Here is a 19,940-nt window from a genome sequence, read left to right as displayed (position 1 = left end):
CTAATTTTTGGTCATCAGAGAAATCATTTCAATGGTCCATACTCGTTGCAATCTTTAATGAAATAATGGCCCCATGAAAAAACAACTTTTGGCGGTCTTCTTACTCATGTTTTCTCTAGCTGCATTTGCTGCTGATGAGACAACATTCTCAGCGCTCGATTGCAAAATTGAGAGTTCGGATCGTCTGGCCGATCATGAGAAGGCCTTTAAGATGTACATCCGTTTTAAAAATAAAATAAATGCTAAGAACGATAAAGGTCTTGCTGGAAGATTAAATTCAGATCTTTCGATTAAATTTCTAGATAAATCAGGTGAAGTCAGAAACTTAGAGGTAAAAGATCTTGGGGCCACTCAGGAAACAAGTTCATTTGGATATGAGATTCATTCTGGGGCACGTATTCAGAACTCAAATTATTCATCGAATTTGAGCATTCATCCAAAGTTTAAACGTACTTTTTTCAAGCAACGCCTTGAAGAATATACAGGTTCACTAGAACTTAACACAGTGGTTGATGGAAATGATGATTTAATCATCAAAACCGGAATGGCGACTATTTTAACTTGTAAGCCTGTACTTTAATAAAGGATTTCCATGAAAACTGTTTTAACTCTTTTAGCTCTCATTGTTTCGGCCCAAGTCTTCGCTAATGCGAAGTTAATTAAAGATACTAAGAATGCAATCAAGGCCGATACAGATATGTTGGGCGAAATGAATTCTTCTAGAACGAATGATGATGATAATTCTACGACTGATCTTTTGAATGATCAGGTGACGAACATTATGAAGGCGGAAAATCAGGAAGAGGCCCATCTCGAAGATGCTTATTAAAGATTAATTTCTCAAACTCTGACTCCGGTTTAAGGCCGGAGCAGAGAATTCCTAATGAATGTCCTTAATCGCAATAAGTCCCAGAAAGGTACTCAATACAATCACCCTCAAGCTTATCATTAGCTCTGAGAGTTCTTAGATCATTGTTCTCATAGGTATAGATCATAAAACAGCTCGTTACGCATTTAGCATTCCCGTAACTCACTTTAAAATTGATATCACACTTGGCAACGCTCACTCGGGTATTGTCTTTTTTTGGGGCAACCTGGCATCTAAGGTTCTGTACGTAAGCAGATCCTTCACCTTCGTTTACAGTATCGCTCAAAAGCGCGTCCATATTGTACGCAATGGCCTTATTCAACTGAGCAGGGGTATTGGCAAGGGCAGATAGAGAAACAAGAGCAACGGCGATTAAAGTGAAAAGCTTCATATTTGAGGTCCTAGATTAATTTTTACCTTGTAGTACCAGAGTGGAATCTGGATGCTGATAGCTTTTAGCAATGTCTGTAAAAATGGCGCTCCAGTGGCCCTTGCTGACTGGCAGTCATTGCATTTCAGTATGTAAAATCTACAAAATCAGACCCTGTCTTAGAGCTCAGACTAGAATTCTAAAAAATGTAATGAGTTCTATGAAGGGTCTAATTTTGATCTGTCTGATGTTTTCTGCATCTGCTGCCCATTAAAACTATTACTTTTTACATACTGTTTTTAGCGAACTTGAAAATGTCAGATTTATAGTTAATAAGCGGATGCACATTTGCCCGCAAATGCACTCTCACCAAAGGATTTCATATGAAATTTTTGATTCTTTGCACGCTTTTTTTCTCAACTCTCACTCTCGCCGAAACCAGATTTGAATGCTCATCAGATAAAGGTGACATCATAGTAACGTTTAATGAAAATCAACCTTCTGTGATTGATTTTACGAGATATACAGGAGCAAATTCTCATGCTCTTAGTACTGCTTATTTTGACTTGGTAAAGGAACCTCTAAAAAATGCAATGGATGGCAAACTCACCATTTCTGAAAAGCTATTGGCAGATCAGTCCACTTTCCAAAAGACGATGGGTGGATTCAAGTTTAAGAATGACGATCGAGTGTTAATTGCTAATGCAAGTAATTCCAGCGGCTGGGAAGATTCCAGCATTAAATTTAAGCTTAAAAAGAAAGAAGGAATTGCAACTTTGAAATACAAGGCAAAAGCATTTTTTCAGACTAGTTACAAATTAAATGATTCTTTTAATTGCGTGAAATTCTAATCATAGATTCTATTCCAAAAATCAAATACAAATGAAATCGAAGCGGCACTGAGATCTTAAAAAATCTCGGGGCTGCTTGTTTTAAGCAACTTCTAAGTGGTGGGACCAACGGGACTTGGCCATCACTCATTCGCTTCACGCTCATTTCGCTCAGGCCCAGTGCAACTCCTAATCAGATCTTCGTGATCTGATTCCGATCGCCGAATGCTGTCGCATTCTTCGCCCGTCGGAGTTCCCTTCAAGTCCTTTTTGTCCCAAATGCAGATCAAAATAAAAAGGCCATCTTCGCTTGCGCTCAGACGGCCTGTTGTATTTTGATAGATTGGTGGGACCAACGGGACTTGAACCTGTAACCACCCGGTTATGAGCCGGGAGCTCTAACCAATTGAGCTATGATCCCACATATGAGAAGTACTTAATTTACTTGATCCCGGGACGCTTGCCAAGCGTTCTCGGATAAGACGCACTATTTCAATTTGCTGAAATGACCCCATCATGGGCATGGCAAAAACCGGGGACTATTGATAAAACTGTCCTATGAAAAACTCTCTCAAATTTACCAAGTTTTCAGGCAACGGGAACGACTTTATTATCCTCGATCACCCAACCGTGGAAATGACCCCGACCTTCGTTAAAAAAATGTGCGACCGTCACTTCGGTGTAGGCGCCGATGGGATCCTCACCCTGACTGATTTCATCGGAACTGACGGTGAAATGCGCATCTACAATGCCGACGGTGGTGAGGCCGAGATGTGCGGAAATGGTCTTCGTTGTCTCGCGACCTATATTGATCAAAAGCAAAATCACGCAAAGAACGCTTATCGTATCAAAACCATGAATGCGACTTACGAAGTTGTTCGTCAAAACGACGCCTTCGCCATCGAGATGTCGGAGATTAAAGACAAGAATCTTTATGATCTTTCTCAATTTCATGAATTCGACCGAAGCTTTTTTATCAACACAGGTGTTCCGCACCTAGTGTTTCTGGTGAAAGATGCGAAGGCGATTGATATCAAACCGACGGCCGCTCGTTACCGCTATCATTCAACATTTCCAAATGGAACGAATGTGAGTTTTGTGGAAATCCAAAAAGATTACCAGACTGCTTACGTACGCACCTATGAGCGTGGAGTAGAAGATGAAACTCACTCATGCGGAACAGGCCTAACTGCTTCGGCACTTGCGCTTAATTTCTGGAACGGCTGGAAAGAAGTGATCACGCTTAAAACTCTAGGTGGAACTCAGAAAGTGCTAGTAGGCAACAAGGTTTTCTATTCGGGTGAAGTGAAGCACTGTTTTTCTGGAGAGTACTCTCTGTGAAAGAACGGGCCGATAAAGTTTTAGCTGATAAAGGTCTTGCGAGCACGCGCTCTCAGGCCAAAAGCCTGATTGAGAATGGCGACGTCACAATTAATGGTATCGTCATTAAGAAGGCCGGCGAAATGATTGATCCGGAATCTAAAATTGAAATCACAACTTCTCTGTATGTGGGCCGTGGTGCCTTCAAATTAGAGAAGGCCCTGGAAGAATTTAAAATTGAAATCAAAGACAAAGTTTTTTTGGATCTCGGTGCCAGCACTGGTGGCTTCACTGAGGTATTGCTTCTGAATGATGCTAAGAAAGTATACGCCATCGACGTGGGCCATGATCAACTTGCTCCTAAGCTTCGCGAAGATTCTCGTGTGATCAATATGGAAGGCACGAATATTCGCGAAATCACTTCTCTTCCAGAAATGGCAGATGGGGGAGTGATGGATCTTTCATTCATCTCTATCACTAAAGTTTTAGACGTCATAAAGACACTTTTAAATCCTGGCAGTCCTCTGATTGTGCTGGTTAAACCTCAGTTTGAGGCCGGTAAAGAACGCATGCCGAAGGACAATGTGATCAAGGATCCTAAGCTTCAGCAGCAGGTCTTAAAAGAGGTCTTGGATTTTGCCACTGCCCATGGCTGGCAACACTTAAAAACCATTGATTCGCCGATTGAAGGCAAGTCTGGAAACAAAGAGTTCTTAAGCTGGCTAGTCCGCGTTTAAACGTCGAAATCGTATCTTAAATTCAATGAATTGATGGTGTTCGTCTCAGGAAGATTACTTAGCGTCTTCCAGAGTTTATCTTTTTGATAGATGAAGTTGTAATCAAAGAAGAAGTTATCAGTCAGACTGAAAATGAGTCTCAAATCATTCACCATATTCAGGTCATCACCTTTAAGTTCCCAAGAATCCAGTTCTTGAAAAGGTCTTACCCAAAGTAGGTTCTCAAGAGCAACTCGTTCGTTGATTCGTGTTTTAAGAGCGAAGCGGAAACCGTGGCGAAGACCGTTCTTCTTTGTCACAGAAGTTGAGCCATCTGCATTCATGACTTCAGTGTTACGAATATCATAAAGAGGCACGTAACTTAGATCTAAGTATTCCCAAGTTTTTGATTCATACATGTGCCACGTGAAACCAATGGGTCCCACTTGCCAGTGTGACTTGGGAGTCGCGAGCTCACTGAATCTTTGCGATCCGTAGTTCACAATACTGAGCGAAGAAATAGAATTCGTTAACCGGTGAATAACAAATTGGGCCTGACCAAAAGTACTGCGAGTTGAAACTGATTCTTTTGTCAGTGGATCTTTCAGTTTTGTCTGCTGCTGTTCAAACTGCGTAAGCAAACGATACTTCGAGGCCACGTTTCCACCACGGAAACCGTAACGAAGGCTTTCTCCTTCGTTGATTGACTGACGAGTGAAGGGCGAAGCATAAAGAGAGATGCGATAATCTTCTAAATCACGCTTCATTTGATCTTGATTCAGGGCCTTCTCGACAAAAAGCTTTCTCTTCTCAGGACCAGTGGCCTGGATCAAATCACGCTCAGTTAGTTTTTCAGGGAGATCGCGTTTAATTGTGAATGGATCAGGGCCCGCTTCTTGTTTTGGTTTCTGATCTAATTCAGCAATCTCGGCACGATGATCACGAATGGTCGCTTCAGGGAAAGGGATCTCTCTGTCCGCCATACCGGAAATCGTATAGACGTAATCTAAAGAGAAGGCCTCCGAGTTCGGAATTCGGTAAAGACGCCAATAAGAGACATCTGTTCCCGCACGAATACAAATAGCGCGAGAACTGTATCCTTCCGTATCATTGGAAAGTTTGGCGTGATCGTTACGCAAAATACCGTCTTCTAACCCGCGATTCAGCATCACGATGTTATTAGGTAGTACTCGTAAAATTTTAACGTTCTTGATTTTCTCGAAAGGCTCTAAGGCGAATGCTGAGAAAGATAAAAGAACTCCCAAAATGATCCACATATTAAAAGTGTAATCTATTTCGGGAGGATTAAAAGAGTTTAGTAATTAAGGACAGAATGAACCGGTAGACCTTCTTCTTTAAACTTATTCAAAAAAGTCAGGTTAATCAGAAGGGCCATGCCTTCCACATGAAGTTTATTCTTCTCACAAAGAGCGGCAGCAGCTCTCAAAGTTCCGCCAGTCGCAAGAACGTCGTCCACCAGAACCACACGTCCTGACTTCTCTTCTTTGATCATTTCCAGGGTATCAGTGCCGTATTCAAGGGCATATGTTTCAGCAATGACCGGTGGAGGAAGCTTACCTTTCTTACGCATAGGAATGAAGCCCTTGCCCTTAAGTTGCGCCATGGCAGCGCCCAGGATGAATCCACGAGACTCAATTCCAACCACATAGTCCACTTTTGACCAGTCGATTCCTTGGGACATGGCTTCAATAACCTCAGGAAAACGTTCCTGAAGAAGTGGAGTAATGTCTTTGAACATAATTCCCGCTTTTGGAAAATCAGGGACATTGCGAATGTGGGATTCAAAAGGATGCATTTTCGAGCTCCGCGGACAAAAGTTTTTTTTCCAACTTATCAGGTTTCTTTAGGAAAAATCAATCTAAGTGTAATTTAAAGTTAATTCCTAACATTCCAGACATTCTTTATATTTTGCGAGCTGAAGTTCTGTAAGTATGAGGGGTCCTATGGAAAGTAAACCTGTCATTATTTTAGGCGGCGGCTTATGGGGAAGTTTATTGGCCTACAGGCTTAAGACCGCTCTTCCACACATTTCGTTTAAGCTCTATGAGAGTTCATCTAGCCTCGGAGGAAATGAGTCTTATACATTTCATGGAACCGACATTGAACTTTCGGCCCAGATTTGGCTTCGTCCACTTGTTACTCATAGTTGGAACACTCATAAAGTGAGATTCCCTAAGTATGAAAAGCTTCTTGAGAATAGTTATCACTTAATTAGTTCGGACCGCATTCATGAAGTCGTAAGTAAAACTCTTACTTCTGAAAGTTTGTGTCTTAATAATGAAATTAGTGCTCGCCTTGCTCTGGACGAAGGAAGCTTTGTCATAGATACGAGAAACATTTGTGGATATAAAAAGTGCGGATATCAAAAGTTTCTCGCATTGGAGTTGGAACTAGAAGAACCTCATCAAATAAAAGAACCTGTTCTTCTGGACTCTACCATTTCTCAACGAGATAAACTTCGTTGCATTCACTATCTTCCTTTATCAGAGACAAGAATCATGATTAAGGACCAACGATACTCGTCGAATAAGGAACTCAATCTTCATGAGATGAAAAATGATTTGATGAAGATAATTGATTTTTACGATTGGAAAGTGAAAAAAGTTGTGAAGGAAGAAAGCCAGTGTCGAGCGATGCCGATTTCTTCTCCTAAGTTTCGTCAGGAAGGAAGGGTCATTAATCTTGCCGGAATCTTTCATGAGACGACTGGTTGTTCAATTCCGGCCGCCACACGTCTCATTGATCAAATGGTGGCCACAAGCTTTCGCTTAGGGGAGTTAAAAGAAGTCGTTTCCAATTTTAGAAAGGAAACGGAGAGTGATCGAAGATTCCTACGATTTTTAAATCGTTACTTAGTAGAATCTGTGCCTGAAAAACAGCACTGTTTTTTTCAGGACATTTATCAATTACCAAAACCTTCATTAGAAAGATTTCTCAGAGGAAGTCCGTCTTTTCTGGATCGCTCGAGAATTATGCTTGGTAAATTCGCCCATTAATATTCCATTCATATTAGCAATTTCCATAGTTGGGTCTAAGACTTGTGAATAGTCCGAAGCTGTATAAACTTTCGACAGTCACCAGAATTTAGACTTTTTGGACGTCCTAACCCCTGATTTGTGGTTGAGAGACTTGGCCCAGGCCTTGCTTTATATGAGACATATGCAAAAACTATTGAAACTACTGTTTATCAGTTTATTTACTCTCTCTGTCTCTGCCTTTGCCCGGGAACACCAGATGATTGATACTCTGGGTGCCTCACCAAAAGGACAATTTGTTGCTCTTGAAGTCTATGGATATAAGTCACACTCTCATACATATTATGTTTCCATCAAAATCATGAATGTTTGGACCAAACAGTACGTAGGTGAATCCATTGCTGTCGAAATGCCGGCCCATAGACCAACTGATCTTAAAAAGGCCCGCACTCGTGCGAAGTATCTGGCACAGAAAGAACTCTCAAAATTTAATATTTCAGGTTAAGGATTCAAAGAACTTTGGAACTTCAACTGAAGCGTGACCTTGAATGAAGTGATCAATCCACTGACTTTGAGGAATGGCCTCTTTATTAATACAAACAGTCGTCGCTCCACTCATCTTAGCAATTTGTAGGAAGCCGGCCGCCGGATAGACCTGTCCGCTCGTACCAATGCTTACGAATAAATCCGCATCAGTTAAAAGATTATTGATTTTCGTCATGTGAAAAGGAATTTCACCGAACCACACGATGTGAGGACGAATGGCGGCCTTGCAACAAGGAGAGAGGGGAAGGAAGTCTCGATAATCAAGTTTGTATTGATGAAGATAGTCCATGGAGGCCTTCTGAGAAGGTGTACATAGAATGGTGCCCTGAGGAGCGTAATCACCTTTTAAATTAAAGTAGGCGTGGTCATCAAAATAGATCGTGCCACAGTTCACACAACGGGATTGATTAAGAGAACCGTGCATACATAAAGGTGGTAAGTGATCAGTTGGATCGGCCCGGTGATGAAGATCATCTACATTTTGTGTGATGAGGTGAACTTCGTGCCCAGGTGTTCTTGCGAATTTGACGAGAGCTTCGTGAGCACGATTAGGATGAGCATGAGCGGCCTGGAGTCGTCTCATAGAATAGAAGCGCCATACAAGTTGCGGATCACGTTTAAACGCCTCAGGAGTCGCCACATCTTCCATGCGGTGTTGTTCCCATAGTCCGTTTGAATCACGAAAAGTATTAATGCCGGATTCAGCAGAGATTCCGGCGCCAGTGAGAATAACGATGTTTTTAAACGGCCCAAGTTTCATGGTGCAGGCTGGCCTTCAGTAAAAGTTCAAGAAGATGATTGTGGCGTCTCATGGTGCGAGCATAACGGTGTTTCTTAACCGGATTAAACAGACCTTGCCATGAGAAAAACTGCCAAGGGTTTTTCTTCACCCAAAGCCATGATCCCATTTCTAAAGTTAATGGCAAGAATTTTCCATTCGGGTTTTGACTCGCATAATCCTGGTAGATCCAATCCCATAGATCACCGTGATTACTGTAGTTCAGCGATTGGTGCTCAACAGTATATACGTGATAAGGATAGGTTTGTTCTAAGAGTCGTTTTAGTTTTAATACTTCAGGCTCGAGTGGGAAGGGAGTCGAAGACGTTGACCATGGATACCACAGACGATCACGAAGACCGAAACCGGAATGAAGATCCAAAGTGATTACTCTTTGGCTTTGAAAGAAATGCTTACGACAGAACTCTTGAACCGCGAGAGTTTCTTTTTCTGGATGAGAAAGATCACCTCGGTACCAAGGTAGGATATTGGTATAGGTCTGGCCACTCACCAGAGGAACAAGTTTTCCAGTGGCATTCAGTGGAGAGTTTCTCATGAGATCAACGTTGTTGCCGTTGCCTCGACGAACCAGGGCCATCCCAAGTGGATTAATGATAGGAATTGTTACAAGACGACAGTGTTTAAAAAATTCCTGCCATTCACTTTCCCAACTCATGCGGAAGAGAAGAGTTTTTAGAAAAGAGAGTAGAACGTGAGTTCCAATTCGTTCCAGACCATGCACTCCACCAAAGAGACCAAAGACCGGTGCGTCTGGGTTTTGGTTACCTAAAGAGAAGCCATAGATTGGAAATTGAAAGCGCGCACCATTAACTTCCGTTAACTTTTCAACGTGAAGAATATCTCGATATTGTTCGGCTAAATACTCAACTTCAAATAGTTCTGGCAGTGTATCTTTGGCTTTCATTCTTAGATGAGACTATTCCTATGGGTATTTTGGGAGTAGGCAAATTTGGCCTTTTACCTGATGACTTTGCTTTGGTGATAAGATATCCCAAGCGCCCGGGAAATTCCTCCCGAAAGCTTCAGGATTACAACATGTGTGGATTGCTCGCTTATTCTGGTGATGTTCATCAACTTCCAGACTTCGAAACGACTTTCAATCAACTCCGTCATCGTGGACCGGACGATACTGAAATCGTCAAAGCTTCAAATAATGAAGCTTCGATGTGCTTTCATCGTTTGGCGATCATGGACCCGACACAAAAAGGTCATCAGCCCTTCGTAGATGACAATAATGGAAACATAGCTATTTGTAATGGTGAGATTTATAACTACGAAACGTTGAAGCGTGATTACGAGGCCATCTATAAGTTTAAGTCTCATTCTGACTGTGAAGTGCTTGTTCCTATGTTCAATAATCTTGGCATCGAAAAGATGTGCCAACATTTGGATGCAGAGTTCGCTCTGGTAATTTGGGACAATCAAAAAAAGAAATTAGTGGCGGGACGTGATCCAATTGGTATTCGTCCTCTGTTCTATGGTTATTCATCTGAAGGGAAGATCATGTTCGCTTCAGAGATTAAAGTTCTGATGCCGTTCTGTGAGAAGGTAGAAGCATTCCCTCCAGGGCACTACTACGACGGTGAGAAATTTGTTCAATATAAAGATCTAACAACTGTTGTTCATTACGCTCCTAAAAATCTTGATCAACACTTAAAAGACATTCGCGAGAAATTAGTAGAAGGCGTTCGTAAGCGTCTTGTGGCCGACGTTCCAGTGGGATTCCTTCTTTCTGGTGGTTTGGATTCATCTCTTGTTTGCGGTATCGCTCAAGATTTGATGAAAAAACCAATCACTACTTTCTCAGTTGGTCTGGATCACAATCCAATTGATATTCATTACGCAAAGATCGTGGCGGATTACCTAAAAACAAATCACCACGAAGTGTACTTTAATAAACAAGACACTCTAGGCGTTGTTGATAAATTGATTTGGTATCTTGAGACTTGGGACATCACAACCATTCGTGCTTCGATTGGTATGTATATTGTTTGTAAGTACATTCGAGAGAAGACTCCAATTAAAGTAGTTCTGACTGGGGAAATCTCAGATGAGCTATTTGGTTATAAGTATACGGACTTCGCTCCATCGCCTGAGGCCTTCCAGAAGGAAGCTAAGAAGCGAGTGGATGAACTTCATATGTATGACGTGCTAAGAGCTGACCGTTCGATTGCTTCGAACTCGCTTGAGGCCCGTGTGCCATTTGGTGATCTTGATTTCGTTAAGACCGTAATGGAAATTCACCCGGAATTTAAGATGAACACAACTGGAATGGGTAAATGGTTACTTCGTAAGGCATTCGATGGCACGAACTTCATTCCAGATGAAATCCTTTGGCGTGAGAAGGCCGCTTTCTCAGATGCGGTTGGACACTCAATGGTGGATTATCTGAAAGAAGCCGCTGAAACAAAATACACTGAAGAGCAAGTGGCACAGGCGAGAGAGAAGTATCCTCACGGAACTCCATTTACGAAAGAATCACTTATGTATCGTGAGATCTATGAAAAGCACTTCGCGGGCACTGCTCATCACGTGAAAGACTTCTGGATGCCGAACAAAGAATGGAACAACTGTAATGTGAATGATCCATCGGCACGAGTCCTACCTAACTACGGAAAATCTGGTGTTTAATAGAGGGCCCCGAAAGGGGCCTTTTTAATTTCTACTTTTACTTGCTGAAGTGTATCTTTAGAGGACTTATTTCAAAGCGTTGTGGAAGGAGAACTTGAGTGTTGAAGGAAGTCTGTTCTGTTGCAGCAAGTGTAATTCTCTTTATTTTGGCTGCTCTTCACTGGTATTGGTTTTTCGGCGGAAAGAAAGGTCTCTTGGTTGTCGTTCCGACGAATTCTAAAAATGTTCCTCTGTTTTCACCCTCTCCTTTATCTACTTTAACGGTGGCCAGTCTTTTAACATTTTTGGGGATATTACTACTGTTAAGAATCGGATTTGTTCTATCATCTCCTTTCAAAAAGCTTTCATTTTGGATAGTGGCGGTTGCTGCTGTTGCTTTTTTAGCTCGCGCAGTTGGCGAATTTAAGTATTTGGGATTTTTCAAAAAACAAAGAGGCAGTGAGTTTGCGAAATGGGACAGCTGGCTCTTTTCACCGCTTTGCTGTGTCTTAGCTTGTCTCTTATTTCTGGCTTTAGGCCTATAAAAAAGGCTTTTTTTCACTTCACCCAAAAGAAATCAATATTCAAACAAGCGACTTTTTTGGCTGGTGATTCTCTAATAATCTGAGATGATTTTTCAATAAACTCGGCCAGCATCTCACGAAGTTTAACGAAATCCTTTTTAGAAATCGACATCGGTGATGTGAACATCATCTCTTCTTCTGAGAGGGAGTCAAATTGATTGAGAGCGCGAAGACGCCAGTTACTATGGTGCTTTTCTAAGAGAGGTGGGCTTCTTTCTAGGTAAGTTCTCTGAGTTCCAAAAATGTATTTATCACATTCTTATTATTGTTACAGCTCTCCTGACAATTGGCTTTAAGAGGTATTTGAAAGAGAAACTTCATAAGCCAAGCACTCAAATTGATGGCATTTTATACGCAGACTAAAAAAGAAAGGGCTCCTTTCGGAGCCCTCTATATTCCATCTTACTTACTAAACGTCTCAAACGTCGAAACCGGAAAATCCTGTCCTTCAAAGTAGTGGTGACCACCAAGAATTCCTAAAGTCTTTTCATCGACATGGAACACTTGCGAGAAACCTTTCGTTTCTTTAAGCGATCTTCCTGTGTGTCTCCAAGTTTTCTTCTCTAAATCCAGGGCGTAGATATGAGACACATATTCATAATTCCACTGACCAGTCTTGAACATCCCACCGAAAACAAACAGCTCTTTCCCAAGCACTTCAGCTGCAGGAGCGAAAGTCGCAAACGGAAGCGGTTGCATTTCAGTAGCAACCCCAGTAACTGGATCAATCGACGTTACATTCATAATAAGTTCAAAGTGTGTAGCACCTTCACCAAGCCCACCAATTAGAACGATCTTACCGTTGTGCTCAATACCTGTAAGTGCACGTCGAAGTGGCATTGGCATAGTATAAGGAGCTGTTTCAATCTTCTCAGTTTTTAGATCAAACACTTCAACCGAAGAAAGGAATGTACCATCGTAATCATTTTCTTTCTTCGGAGTCGAGTTCCAACCAGCAAGAAGGTAAACCTTTTCATCAATTGTCACAGCAACGTTAGAAGATCTTGGAGTAGCAAGCTTTCCAATCAGCTCCCACTTGTTTTCTTTAATGCTGTAGCGGTGGATAAGATCAAGTGACTTCCACTTTGGCTTATGTTCAGCTGAGAAAGCGAATCCACCAAACGCATAAACGTAATCACCAAATGCCGCGATCTGATAACCGTGGGCCTTCACTGGGCGAGGAGCAAGTGTCTTCCACTCATTCTTCGCGATATCGTAAGCAATGAAGTGATCAGTGAATGATTCTTCTGGGTAAGTGTGTTCAGGGCCCTGGTGACCACCGGCCATATAGATCATGCCGTTATGAGAAACAGTTCCGAATGAAGAACGGGCACCTCCAATGAACGGAGCTCTTTCGCCTTGCTTATATTGAGTATCACCTGCGAACTGAGGAGCGTAGTAATCCGTTTCTTTTTCAACTGAGAACATTGGAACCCATTTTGAATCAACAGACTTATAAAGGTGGAAGTTTCCAGACTTATTAGACGCGAACACGACAGTGTTATCAGTCATGAAAGTCGGGGCCATCTCATCGTGCTCATCAGAAGTGATTTGTTTTACTTCTTTTGTCACGCGGTCAATGGTGTACACGTTCCAGTTACCTTCTTTCTTAGAAGTAAAAGCAACTAAGCGCTCATCGAATGAAAGTGCAGGCGACATACCTTCAGCAAGTACGGTCTTCTTATTATCAAGACGATCAAAAAGAACGATTTCTTTTTTTCCTGGAGAGTTCTTCTGATAAACCACAAAGTTTCCATCAGAAGATGGGCGAGGGAAGTATGACTCTTCCGACTCATCAATTGCTTTCGCATCAGCTAGAGAGTAATCAGCAAGGTTTGTGCCTTGGCGTTCAACTTCCGCGACACGATCAAAGTAGAAGATCGTGTTCTTGCCGTTCTTTCCAGGGGCCGAATAGAAAATGAATTTACCGTTCTTAGAAAATTTCGGATGAAGAAGCATGCCCTTATCTTTAAGGCCGAATCTTTGAGTCAGGTTTTTTCTCTTATTATAGTAAGTGAGGCCAAGTGCATTTTGAGCTTCACCCTCGCAGTAAATGAATTCGTTTCCATCTGGAGTAACGTCTGGATAAAGGGCCCAAAGTTTGTTGGTGGTATCGTTGATAGCGTAAGTAGTTCCATTCACGTGATACTGAACAGATTTTCCTTTGGCGTTCTCTTTCATATAAACAAAATTCGCAAATGAAGAGCACGAACCAAGAAGTCCTAGAAGCAGTAAGTATTTCATCGGAAATTCTCCCTTATTAGAGTCTGGCCGCGATCATATCCAAGGGCGTTCGGTATATCAAACAATTTACATTTAATGCCTGGCAGAAAAATAATTTTTTACCTAATTCTATCGAATCAAAATAAGCGCTAGAATCATCACATGGTCGGTGTCTATCGCTCACATTTCCATCAATTCTCAAGTAACGTGAAACTCTTCCTGGTAGGAAACGCTATTCAAGGTATGGGTCTCTCGATCTACAGCCTGTTATTCAACCTTTATCTCAAAGAATTAGGTTTCGGTGAGTCAGTCATTGGTAATTTGATTTCCACCACCTCGCTTGGGATTTCTTTGATGGCAATTCCAGCGGCATTGATCGTAGAGAAGTTTCATGTGAAGCATCTCGTGACCACAGGTCTTCTTTGTTCTTCAATTTTCTATTTCATGCAGATTCTAAATACGGATCAGGGATCACTCTTTGCGTTTGGACTACTCGCGAGTATGTTCCAGGCCCTTTTCAATATTTCCGTTTCTCCCTTTTATCTTCGTAACTCGACACCTGAAGTTCGTGTGCACTTATTCACATTGAACTCGGGTCTTAATATGGGAGCCCACTTAATTGGGTATCTCATTGGTGGATTTCTTCCGGAACTAGTAGATTGGATTCATCCTTCCTTAAGTCAGATTGAAGTTTATCGCACATCTATCATGATCGCTCTTGGGATTGTGTTCTCATCTAATCTCATGTTCCTGCGCATTCAACGTGTGCCGATTCCTAAAGTGAAGAAGCGCATCTTTGATGGTCTTCGTGAAAAAGATTGGAACATCCTTGCGAGACTTATCATTCCAAAACTTTGTTTTGCGTTCGGTGGGGGACTCATTGTTCCGTTCATGAACCTTTACTTGAAAGAGAAATTTAAACTCGGTCCCGAGATGATTGGTGTGGCCTATGCCGCTCTTCAATTCTTTATCTTCACTGGGATCTTCATGACTCCCACAATTGTGAAGAGAACGAGCCAACTTCGATTCATTCTGGTTTCATCCATGCTTTCTATTCCATTCATGATCGCCATGGGTCTGACTGGTAACGTGGGAATTGTGTTGAGCTGTTTCTTCATGCGCGGAATGCTTATGAATATGTCGAGTCCGATTACGAGCATGTTTGAGATGGAACGCGTGCGTGAAAAAGAATGCGTGTTCGCATCAGCAATTATTCTATTCTTCTATCACCTGGTTTACACCACCAGCACTCGTCTCGGCGGTTATATGATTGAGGCCTATGACTTTGGTCCAACTTTTTATCTGGCCGGTGGTTTTTATGGATTAGCTGTGATTCTTTATTACAAGTTCTTCAAGAAAGAAGAGAAGGTGTTGAAGCTTCCGGCACCAGCTCCTGCGACAGAGCCAGAACCGGTTCAAAAAGTAGCTTAGAAAATCTTTTCCGAAATCTTATTCATGATTCGCGTGAATTCTCTTTCTGCATTTGCTGAGAAGCGATGAGTTTTGGGAGAGTCTAAATCAAGAACTCCATAAACTTTTCCGTTCTTTTTAAGCGGAACCACAAGTTCCGACAATGAGGCCGCATCACAAGCAATGTGTCCCGGGAAAGCATGAACATCATCAACACGAACGGTTTCACCTTTTGAATAAGCGGCACCACAAACGCCACGAGTTGCTTTAATACGAATACAAGCAGGCTTCCCTTGGAAAGGCCCTAGGACCAGCTCCTGGTCCGACTCGTCCCAGAGATAAAAACCACTCCAGTTAAGTTCCGGATATGCGTGATAAATCCATGAAGAGATGTTCGCTAGATTGGCGATGAGATTTTTCTCGCCTTCAATTAGACCCATGAGTTCGCGCTCAAGTGAATCATAGTATTTCTGAGAATCATCAAAAACTGATTCGATATGGAACATAATTAACCTCGAATTTCGCCCATAAGTGTATTGATGAATGTTTTCATGTAGGCCACACGCTCTTCACCAAGCTTTCGACCTCTTTCGGTATTCATCATCTCGGGAAGCTTATACAACTTCACGTAGTAGTGATCAATCATGAACGCTTTGTCATTGAGTTCACGGCCTTCAGCTAACGGATCAAAGGGATCATAGAAGTTTGCCTTCATCTGAGTATTAACAGCGGTACAGCGAAGAATACCAATCGCACCCAGCGCATCTAAACGATCAGCATCTTGAACGATGGCAGCTTCCAGACAAGATGGTTTAAGTCCTTTTGAGAAACTGTGTTCAATGATGGCCTTCTCTACGATGGCGATTTCTTCTGGAGTAAAACCTGATTTTTCGAGAAGAGGTCGGGCCTCTTTCGCAGCAAGAGTAGAAGCATTTTTTCTATCAGGATGATCTTTGGGAAGATTCACAAGGTCGTGGCAGTAAACACCGGCGAGAACGCAATCTATGTTGACGTTCAAACCTTCAGCTAATTGCCGCGCGGTCTTTGCCACTCGACCGATATGTGCCCAATCATGAGCAGGATCAGGGGTATTGTAATAAGGCCTAACGAAGGAGATGAGAGTTTGAATTTTGTCCATATCCAACTCTAATTCCTTCGCTCGCCTTTTTCAATTAGTGGTTACCTAAACAGAGGATATTGCCATCTGGATCTTTGAACCATGCAGCTTTAATGTTTCCCATAACATGCACGTCTCCTTCGAGCTTAGCATCTGGAAAATCATAGTGCTCAAAGCTGATTCCTTTCTTTTTAAGATCATCAACTTCTTTAAAGATATCGTCTCCAACGATCCAAGAAATGGCAGTGGCCTTGTTGGTACCGGCGAAATCTGATTTATACAATTCCACCAGGGTGTTACCACTTTTTAACAGTTGCACTTCTTCCATTGGCTCAGCAGACTCAACCGCCTTAAGACCTAATTTCTTTTCATAAAAGTCTCTCGCACGATTGATGTCTTTTACTCCAATAGTAGTAATGGCATTAAGATTGTTTAGCATAATGACCTCCTAGTTGTTCCTTTCTCTGATAAAGCTCCAATAAAAAATACGATGGTATCGAGATCACCAAAGGAAGGAGGTAATAAACTGTTCTATAACAAATCAGGGCGACTAAGATTCTAGAGGCCTCTGAAGGGGAACCTACATGTAAAAATAAGTTTTCAGTGACTCCCATGCCGGCAGGAATGTGGGTGATAATTCCGGCGATGGCCGACATAAGAATTGTGATGACAGACTCACCGTAGTTAATACTCGTGCCTAGTTCATGGAGATAAAGATAAATAATAAGACCTAAAATCATCCATTGAAGCATTGAGAGAACTAACTGAATGATTGCAGCGGTCAGTGTCGGAAATTGAAAATCCAATTTCCCAAATTTCCCTCGATAACGTTTGAAGCAAAGATATAAGTAACCACCAGTAATGAGAACTCCCACTATTCCTAAAAGAGTCATGACCCAGTCCGGGATAAAGGCCATGGCCTCTACACCCATGGGTTTAAATAAGAGGACACTGCTTAAAAGCAAGATGTATCCTGACCAGTTAGAGATAATAGAAGAAGCAATGATATAAGGAACGGTTTTAGTAGGCACGTGCCAGCGAGAGTAGATGCGATATCTGAATCCCAGACCTCCAACAAAGGCGCCAATATTCAAGGTAAGGGCGTAACATATAAAAGCACTCACGATGGTTTTTGGATAAGTCATGAAGCGTGGACCAAATGTTCTAAAAGCAAAGTAATCAAAACTCGTAAGCACCAGAAAATTTAAAATCACTAAAAGAATGGAACCGATCACGACCGATGGTCTGATTAAGGAAAAGCCATGCTTCACATCTTCGAAATCAATCGCAGAGATTCTGTCATAGAAAAGATAAGCAGCAATTGAGAAGAAGATGACTGTCACGACGGCAATGATTTTATTTTTCATTCTGGTACCTGCCAAAACATTAAACTCATCAGAAAAAGAGCGAAGATAAAAATCACAAGATGAACTTTGGGTAAGGAAAAGCGCACATCCACCATGGGAGTTATCAACACCATGAGTTCTTCTTTAAATGAAGTGGGTGAGTAATTGATTTCTTCCAAGGTCCTTGCTTTCTTGCCTTGAAAGGCCCGCACTGTTTCTCTTAAAGACTTCGTTTCCTCGAATTTTTTCCTTAACTCTTTTTCTGGAGTATCGAGATGCTCTTCTAATAAACGATAAAGGTTTTCTTCAATAAAACTTCTGACTTTGGAATCACCTCTTGCTTCCAGAGAGAGATTAAGTTCACTGTCCACATGAAGAGATCGGTTATTTAAGTTGGCCGAACCAAGAGTTAAAAACTCATTGTCCACGATCATGAATTTGGAGTGAACGACGATAAAGCGCGACTGATCTTTTCTTTCATTGTCTGGATAGAAGAAACCCAGGCGTTGATGTCGGTCGGCCCGTTGTAAGCGTTTGAGTGCCTTGTTTCTTTCATTAGTGTAAACGGCCTTCTCAAAACTTCCCCGATACGAAAAAGGAAGTACGATAATAATATCGGGTCCATCTTCTTCCATTAATTTCCAGCAAAGAGCATTTACGATGTTTTCACAGGAAAAATACTGGTTTTCGATATAGATAAAATCCTTCGCCGCATGAATGGCATCCAAATAGAGTTTTTCAATTTCTTTATGACGTTTTAGAGAATTGGTCCTAGAAAGAGCGACAGGAACGTCTCTAATTTCCCGTGCCTCTATGGATGGCCAGATGATTTCGCTTTCATCTTGGTCTTTATACTTATGTCCCTTCTCCTGAAGGTAAGTTCTAAGTTCTCTTACCATTTCCCCTGAAAGAACTAGCTGTACGTCATGAATAGGATGATAGTGATTTCCTAGTTCATCTTTCCGAAGAGGGTTATCGAGCTTGTGATCACGAGTGTCCCAACGTTTTCGCGAGATATCCATTCCACCCAAGAATGCGCAGTTTCCATCTATAATCACCATCTTTTCATGATGAGTACCGTACATGTGAGGATGTCCCACTTGTCGGAAGCTGACGTTCTTATCAGTTTCCCATTTCCACTTTGCGGCCGCAAAGTTTTCTCTGCCAAATAAGAGATAGGCAGGAGAGCGCCAACTTAAAACATTGATATGAAGGTTCCTATTTTGTTTTACCACTTGGTTAAAGTACTGCCGAAGATTGTCGGGATACTCTTCATTAATGTGACCGATATTGATTCGCGAATCCACTTCCCAGCCCAAAATATCGACTGTATGTTTTGCCTTGGGAACGGTGTTAAAGAATGCCTTATAGTATTCATCGCCATCAACCAGCATCGCCAGGCGATCGACCTTCCGGATACGACAACAATTATGTCCCTCTTTTAGAATTCCTCCTTTCATGCTGCCTCCTCAAGATCAACTTCAACATACAGAGGAAGATGATCAGAAAGTCTTTTCCAGGTGGCATCTGTCAGGGCCTGGGCAAGGACAGGTCTCATTTGATAGATAAAAACTCGATCCAATGAGAGCATTGGAAGAAACGATGGAAATGTTGGTGGATATTTTCCATGCAGAAACTTAAAGGCTTCCACCGCTTGAAGTTTCTCTTCAATGACAGGAGAGATCCGTTTGTTCCAATCATTAAAGTCTCCAACCAGGACCCAAGGGACCTTTTCCTCTTTGAGATCATTAATCAGAACTTGGGTCTGATTGTCTCGGCCCTTTTGGGTCAGATCGAGATGAGTATTGGCGAGAACAATTTCTTGCCCCGGTCCAGTCTGTATCCGGGCCTTTAGGAGACCTCTTAATTCTCTTCTATCGTCTGAAATGGTTTGATTACTCCAGCTTGAGATAGGGTATTTACTAAGAATGGCATTGCCGTGATCCCCATCTGCGTAGATGGCGTTCTTACCATAAGCAAAATGGGTCCAGACTGAATCGGCGAGGTATTCGAATTGAATTCTTGTTTCTGAATCGGAGAGGTGTTTTATCATCCCCCGGTGTTCGCCTAAGACTTCCTGTAGAAACAAAACGTCGGCATCGGTCTCTCGCAGGGCCGCACGGATACGACCCAAAACAAAGTCCCGGTTCCAAGTCGTGAATCCCTTATGGATGTTGTAGGACAATATTTTTAGTCTCATCAACG

23 protein-coding genes and 1 tRNA gene are annotated in these 19,940 nt (G+C 42.0%); 10 read left to right on the top strand and 14 right to left on the bottom strand.

The features are described 5' to 3' along the window. The first annotated feature begins 73 nt into the window (after positions 1-73). Together ACJVC5_RS04055 and ACJVC5_RS04050 are read left to right on the top strand one after the other, a co-directional pair. The gene (locus ACJVC5_RS04055) at positions 74-580 is read left to right on the top strand and encodes a hypothetical protein (protein WP_408098107.1); all 507 of its coding nucleotides are present in this window, start codon (positions 74-76) and stop codon (positions 578-580) included. A gap of 12 nt (positions 581-592) precedes the next feature. Then, entirely contained in the window at positions 593-829 is a 237-nt protein-coding gene (locus ACJVC5_RS04050) for a hypothetical protein (protein ID WP_408098106.1), read from the top strand. Between the two features lie 64 nt (positions 830-893). Here ACJVC5_RS04050 and ACJVC5_RS04045 read toward each other — a convergent pair whose 3' ends face one another. After that, the gene (locus ACJVC5_RS04045; RefSeq protein ID WP_408098105.1) at positions 894-1,259 is read right to left on the bottom strand and encodes a hypothetical protein; all 366 of its coding nucleotides are present in this window, start codon (positions 1,257-1,259) and stop codon (positions 894-896) included. A 362-nt stretch (positions 1,260-1,621) separates the two neighbouring features. On the opposite strand from ACJVC5_RS04045, the gene ACJVC5_RS04040 reads away from it, so the two are divergent. Continuing rightward, positions 1,622-2,089 carry a hypothetical protein gene (locus ACJVC5_RS04040; RefSeq protein ID WP_408098104.1) on the top strand — a complete coding sequence of 156 codons (468 nt, stop codon included), beginning with the start codon at positions 1,622-1,624 and terminating at the stop codon, positions 2,087-2,089. 323 nt (positions 2,090-2,412) lie between these two features. Here ACJVC5_RS04040 and ACJVC5_RS04035 read toward each other — a convergent pair. Then, positions 2,413-2,489, bottom strand: a tRNA-Met gene (locus tag ACJVC5_RS04035). Positions 2,490-2,626: 137 nt separating this feature from the next. Here ACJVC5_RS04035 and dapF point away from each other — a divergent pair. Beyond that, positions 2,627-3,409 carry a diaminopimelate epimerase gene (dapF, locus tag ACJVC5_RS04030; protein WP_408098103.1) on the top strand — a complete coding sequence of 261 codons (783 nt, stop codon included), beginning with the start codon at positions 2,627-2,629 and terminating at the stop codon, positions 3,407-3,409. Next, positions 3,406-4,125, top strand: a complete 720-nt coding sequence (locus tag ACJVC5_RS04025) for a TlyA family RNA methyltransferase (protein WP_408098102.1) — start codon at positions 3,406-3,408, stop codon at positions 4,123-4,125. The genes dapF and ACJVC5_RS04025 overlap by 4 nt, the downstream gene beginning before the upstream one ends. Here ACJVC5_RS04025 and ACJVC5_RS04020 read toward each other — a convergent pair. Together ACJVC5_RS04020 and ACJVC5_RS04015 are read right to left on the bottom strand one after the other, a co-directional pair. Next, on the bottom strand, positions 4,122-5,381 hold the full coding sequence (locus tag ACJVC5_RS04020) for a hypothetical protein (RefSeq protein ID WP_408098101.1): 1,260 nt from the start codon (positions 5,379-5,381) through the stop codon (positions 4,122-4,124). The genes ACJVC5_RS04025 and ACJVC5_RS04020 overlap by 4 nt on opposite strands. 38 nt (positions 5,382-5,419) lie before the next feature. Continuing rightward, a complete protein-coding gene (locus tag ACJVC5_RS04015) occupies positions 5,420-5,920 on the bottom strand; it encodes an adenine phosphoribosyltransferase (RefSeq protein WP_408098100.1) in 501 nt (166 codons plus the stop codon). Between the two features lie 148 nt (positions 5,921-6,068). Here ACJVC5_RS04015 and ACJVC5_RS04010 point away from each other — a divergent pair, with 148 nt between their 5' ends. Both ACJVC5_RS04010 and ACJVC5_RS04005 read left to right on the top strand, forming a co-directional pair. Further along, positions 6,069-7,121: a lycopene cyclase family protein gene (locus ACJVC5_RS04010; RefSeq protein ID WP_408098099.1), complete on the top strand. Its 1,053-nt coding sequence runs from the start codon at positions 6,069-6,071 to the stop codon at positions 7,119-7,121. 163 nt (positions 7,122-7,284) lie between these two features. Further along, positions 7,285-7,605 carry a hypothetical protein gene (locus tag ACJVC5_RS04005; protein ID WP_408098098.1) on the top strand — a complete coding sequence of 107 codons (321 nt, stop codon included), beginning with the start codon at positions 7,285-7,287 and terminating at the stop codon, positions 7,603-7,605. On the opposite strand, the gene ACJVC5_RS04000 is transcribed toward ACJVC5_RS04005, so the two are convergent. Both ACJVC5_RS04000 and ACJVC5_RS03995 read right to left on the bottom strand, forming a co-directional pair. Then, positions 7,597-8,406 carry an SIR2 family NAD-dependent protein deacylase gene (locus ACJVC5_RS04000; protein ID WP_408098097.1) on the bottom strand — a complete coding sequence of 270 codons (810 nt, stop codon included), beginning with the start codon at positions 8,404-8,406 and terminating at the stop codon, positions 7,597-7,599. The two genes, ACJVC5_RS04005 and ACJVC5_RS04000, sit on opposite strands and share 9 nt — an antisense overlap. Further along, positions 8,387-9,349 carry a M14 family zinc carboxypeptidase gene (locus ACJVC5_RS03995; RefSeq protein WP_408098096.1) on the bottom strand — a complete coding sequence of 321 codons (963 nt, stop codon included), beginning with the start codon at positions 9,347-9,349 and terminating at the stop codon, positions 8,387-8,389. The genes ACJVC5_RS04000 and ACJVC5_RS03995 overlap by 20 nt, the downstream gene beginning before the upstream one ends. 131 nt (positions 9,350-9,480) lie before the next feature. On the opposite strand from ACJVC5_RS03995, the gene asnB reads away from it, so the two are divergent. Together asnB and ACJVC5_RS03985 are read left to right on the top strand one after the other, a co-directional pair. Continuing rightward, positions 9,481-11,076: an asparagine synthase B gene (gene asnB, locus ACJVC5_RS03990; RefSeq protein WP_408098095.1), complete on the top strand. Its 1,596-nt coding sequence runs from the start codon at positions 9,481-9,483 to the stop codon at positions 11,074-11,076. 98 nt (positions 11,077-11,174) lie between these two features. Continuing rightward, positions 11,175-11,600 (top strand): DUF3995 domain-containing protein, encoded by a 426-nt coding sequence (locus ACJVC5_RS03985; protein WP_408098094.1) that lies wholly within the window; start codon positions 11,175-11,177, stop codon positions 11,598-11,600. 13 nt (positions 11,601-11,613) lie between these two features. On the opposite strand, the gene ACJVC5_RS03980 is transcribed toward ACJVC5_RS03985, so the two are convergent. Both ACJVC5_RS03980 and ACJVC5_RS03975 read right to left on the bottom strand, forming a co-directional pair. Further along, positions 11,614-11,883, bottom strand: a complete 270-nt coding sequence (locus ACJVC5_RS03980; protein WP_408099222.1) for a DUF4423 domain-containing protein — start codon at positions 11,881-11,883, stop codon at positions 11,614-11,616. 158 nt (positions 11,884-12,041) lie between these two features. Further along, the gene (locus ACJVC5_RS03975; RefSeq protein WP_408098093.1) at positions 12,042-13,883 is read right to left on the bottom strand and encodes a Kelch repeat-containing protein; all 1,842 of its coding nucleotides are present in this window, start codon (positions 13,881-13,883) and stop codon (positions 12,042-12,044) included. A 141-nt stretch (positions 13,884-14,024) separates the two neighbouring features. On the opposite strand from ACJVC5_RS03975, the gene ACJVC5_RS03970 reads away from it, so the two are divergent. Further along, positions 14,025-15,293, top strand: a complete 1,269-nt coding sequence (locus ACJVC5_RS03970) for an MFS transporter (protein WP_408098092.1) — start codon at positions 14,025-14,027, stop codon at positions 15,291-15,293. On the opposite strand, the gene ACJVC5_RS03965 is transcribed toward ACJVC5_RS03970, so the two are convergent. The 6 genes from ACJVC5_RS03965 to ACJVC5_RS03940 are packed head-to-tail and all read right to left on the bottom strand — an operon-like array spanning position 15,290 to position 19,935. Beyond that, the gene (locus tag ACJVC5_RS03965; RefSeq protein WP_408098091.1) at positions 15,290-15,778 is read right to left on the bottom strand and encodes a GAF domain-containing protein; all 489 of its coding nucleotides are present in this window, start codon (positions 15,776-15,778) and stop codon (positions 15,290-15,292) included. The genes ACJVC5_RS03970 and ACJVC5_RS03965 overlap by 4 nt on opposite strands. A 2-nt stretch (positions 15,779-15,780) precedes the next feature. After that, entirely contained in the window at positions 15,781-16,410 is a 630-nt protein-coding gene (locus tag ACJVC5_RS03960; RefSeq protein ID WP_408098090.1) for an HD domain-containing protein, read from the bottom strand. A 34-nt stretch (positions 16,411-16,444) separates the two neighbouring features. Further along, the gene (locus ACJVC5_RS03955) at positions 16,445-16,828 is read right to left on the bottom strand and encodes a VOC family protein (protein ID WP_408098089.1); all 384 of its coding nucleotides are present in this window, start codon (positions 16,826-16,828) and stop codon (positions 16,445-16,447) included. Further along, positions 16,812-17,756, bottom strand: coding sequence for a lysylphosphatidylglycerol synthase transmembrane domain-containing protein (locus ACJVC5_RS03950; protein ID WP_408098088.1), 945 nt, complete (start codon positions 17,754-17,756; stop codon positions 16,812-16,814). Before ACJVC5_RS03950 ends, ACJVC5_RS03955 begins: the two co-directional genes overlap by 17 nt. After that, complete coding sequence (locus ACJVC5_RS03945; RefSeq protein WP_408098087.1) at positions 17,753-19,195, bottom strand: phospholipase D-like domain-containing protein; 1,443 nt, start codon at positions 19,193-19,195, stop codon at positions 17,753-17,755. Before ACJVC5_RS03945 ends, ACJVC5_RS03950 begins: the two co-directional genes overlap by 4 nt. After that, the gene (locus ACJVC5_RS03940; RefSeq protein WP_408098086.1) at positions 19,192-19,935 is read right to left on the bottom strand and encodes an endonuclease/exonuclease/phosphatase family protein; all 744 of its coding nucleotides are present in this window, start codon (positions 19,933-19,935) and stop codon (positions 19,192-19,194) included. The genes ACJVC5_RS03945 and ACJVC5_RS03940 overlap by 4 nt, the downstream gene beginning before the upstream one ends. Positions 19,936-19,940: the final 5 nt, after the last annotated feature.

The sequence above is a fragment of the Peredibacter sp. HCB2-198 genome (assembly GCF_045999315.1).
Lineage (GTDB): Bacteria > Bdellovibrionota > Bacteriovoracia > Bacteriovoracales > Bacteriovoracaceae > Peredibacter.
This window is presented reverse-complemented; position numbering and strand designations above follow the sequence as displayed.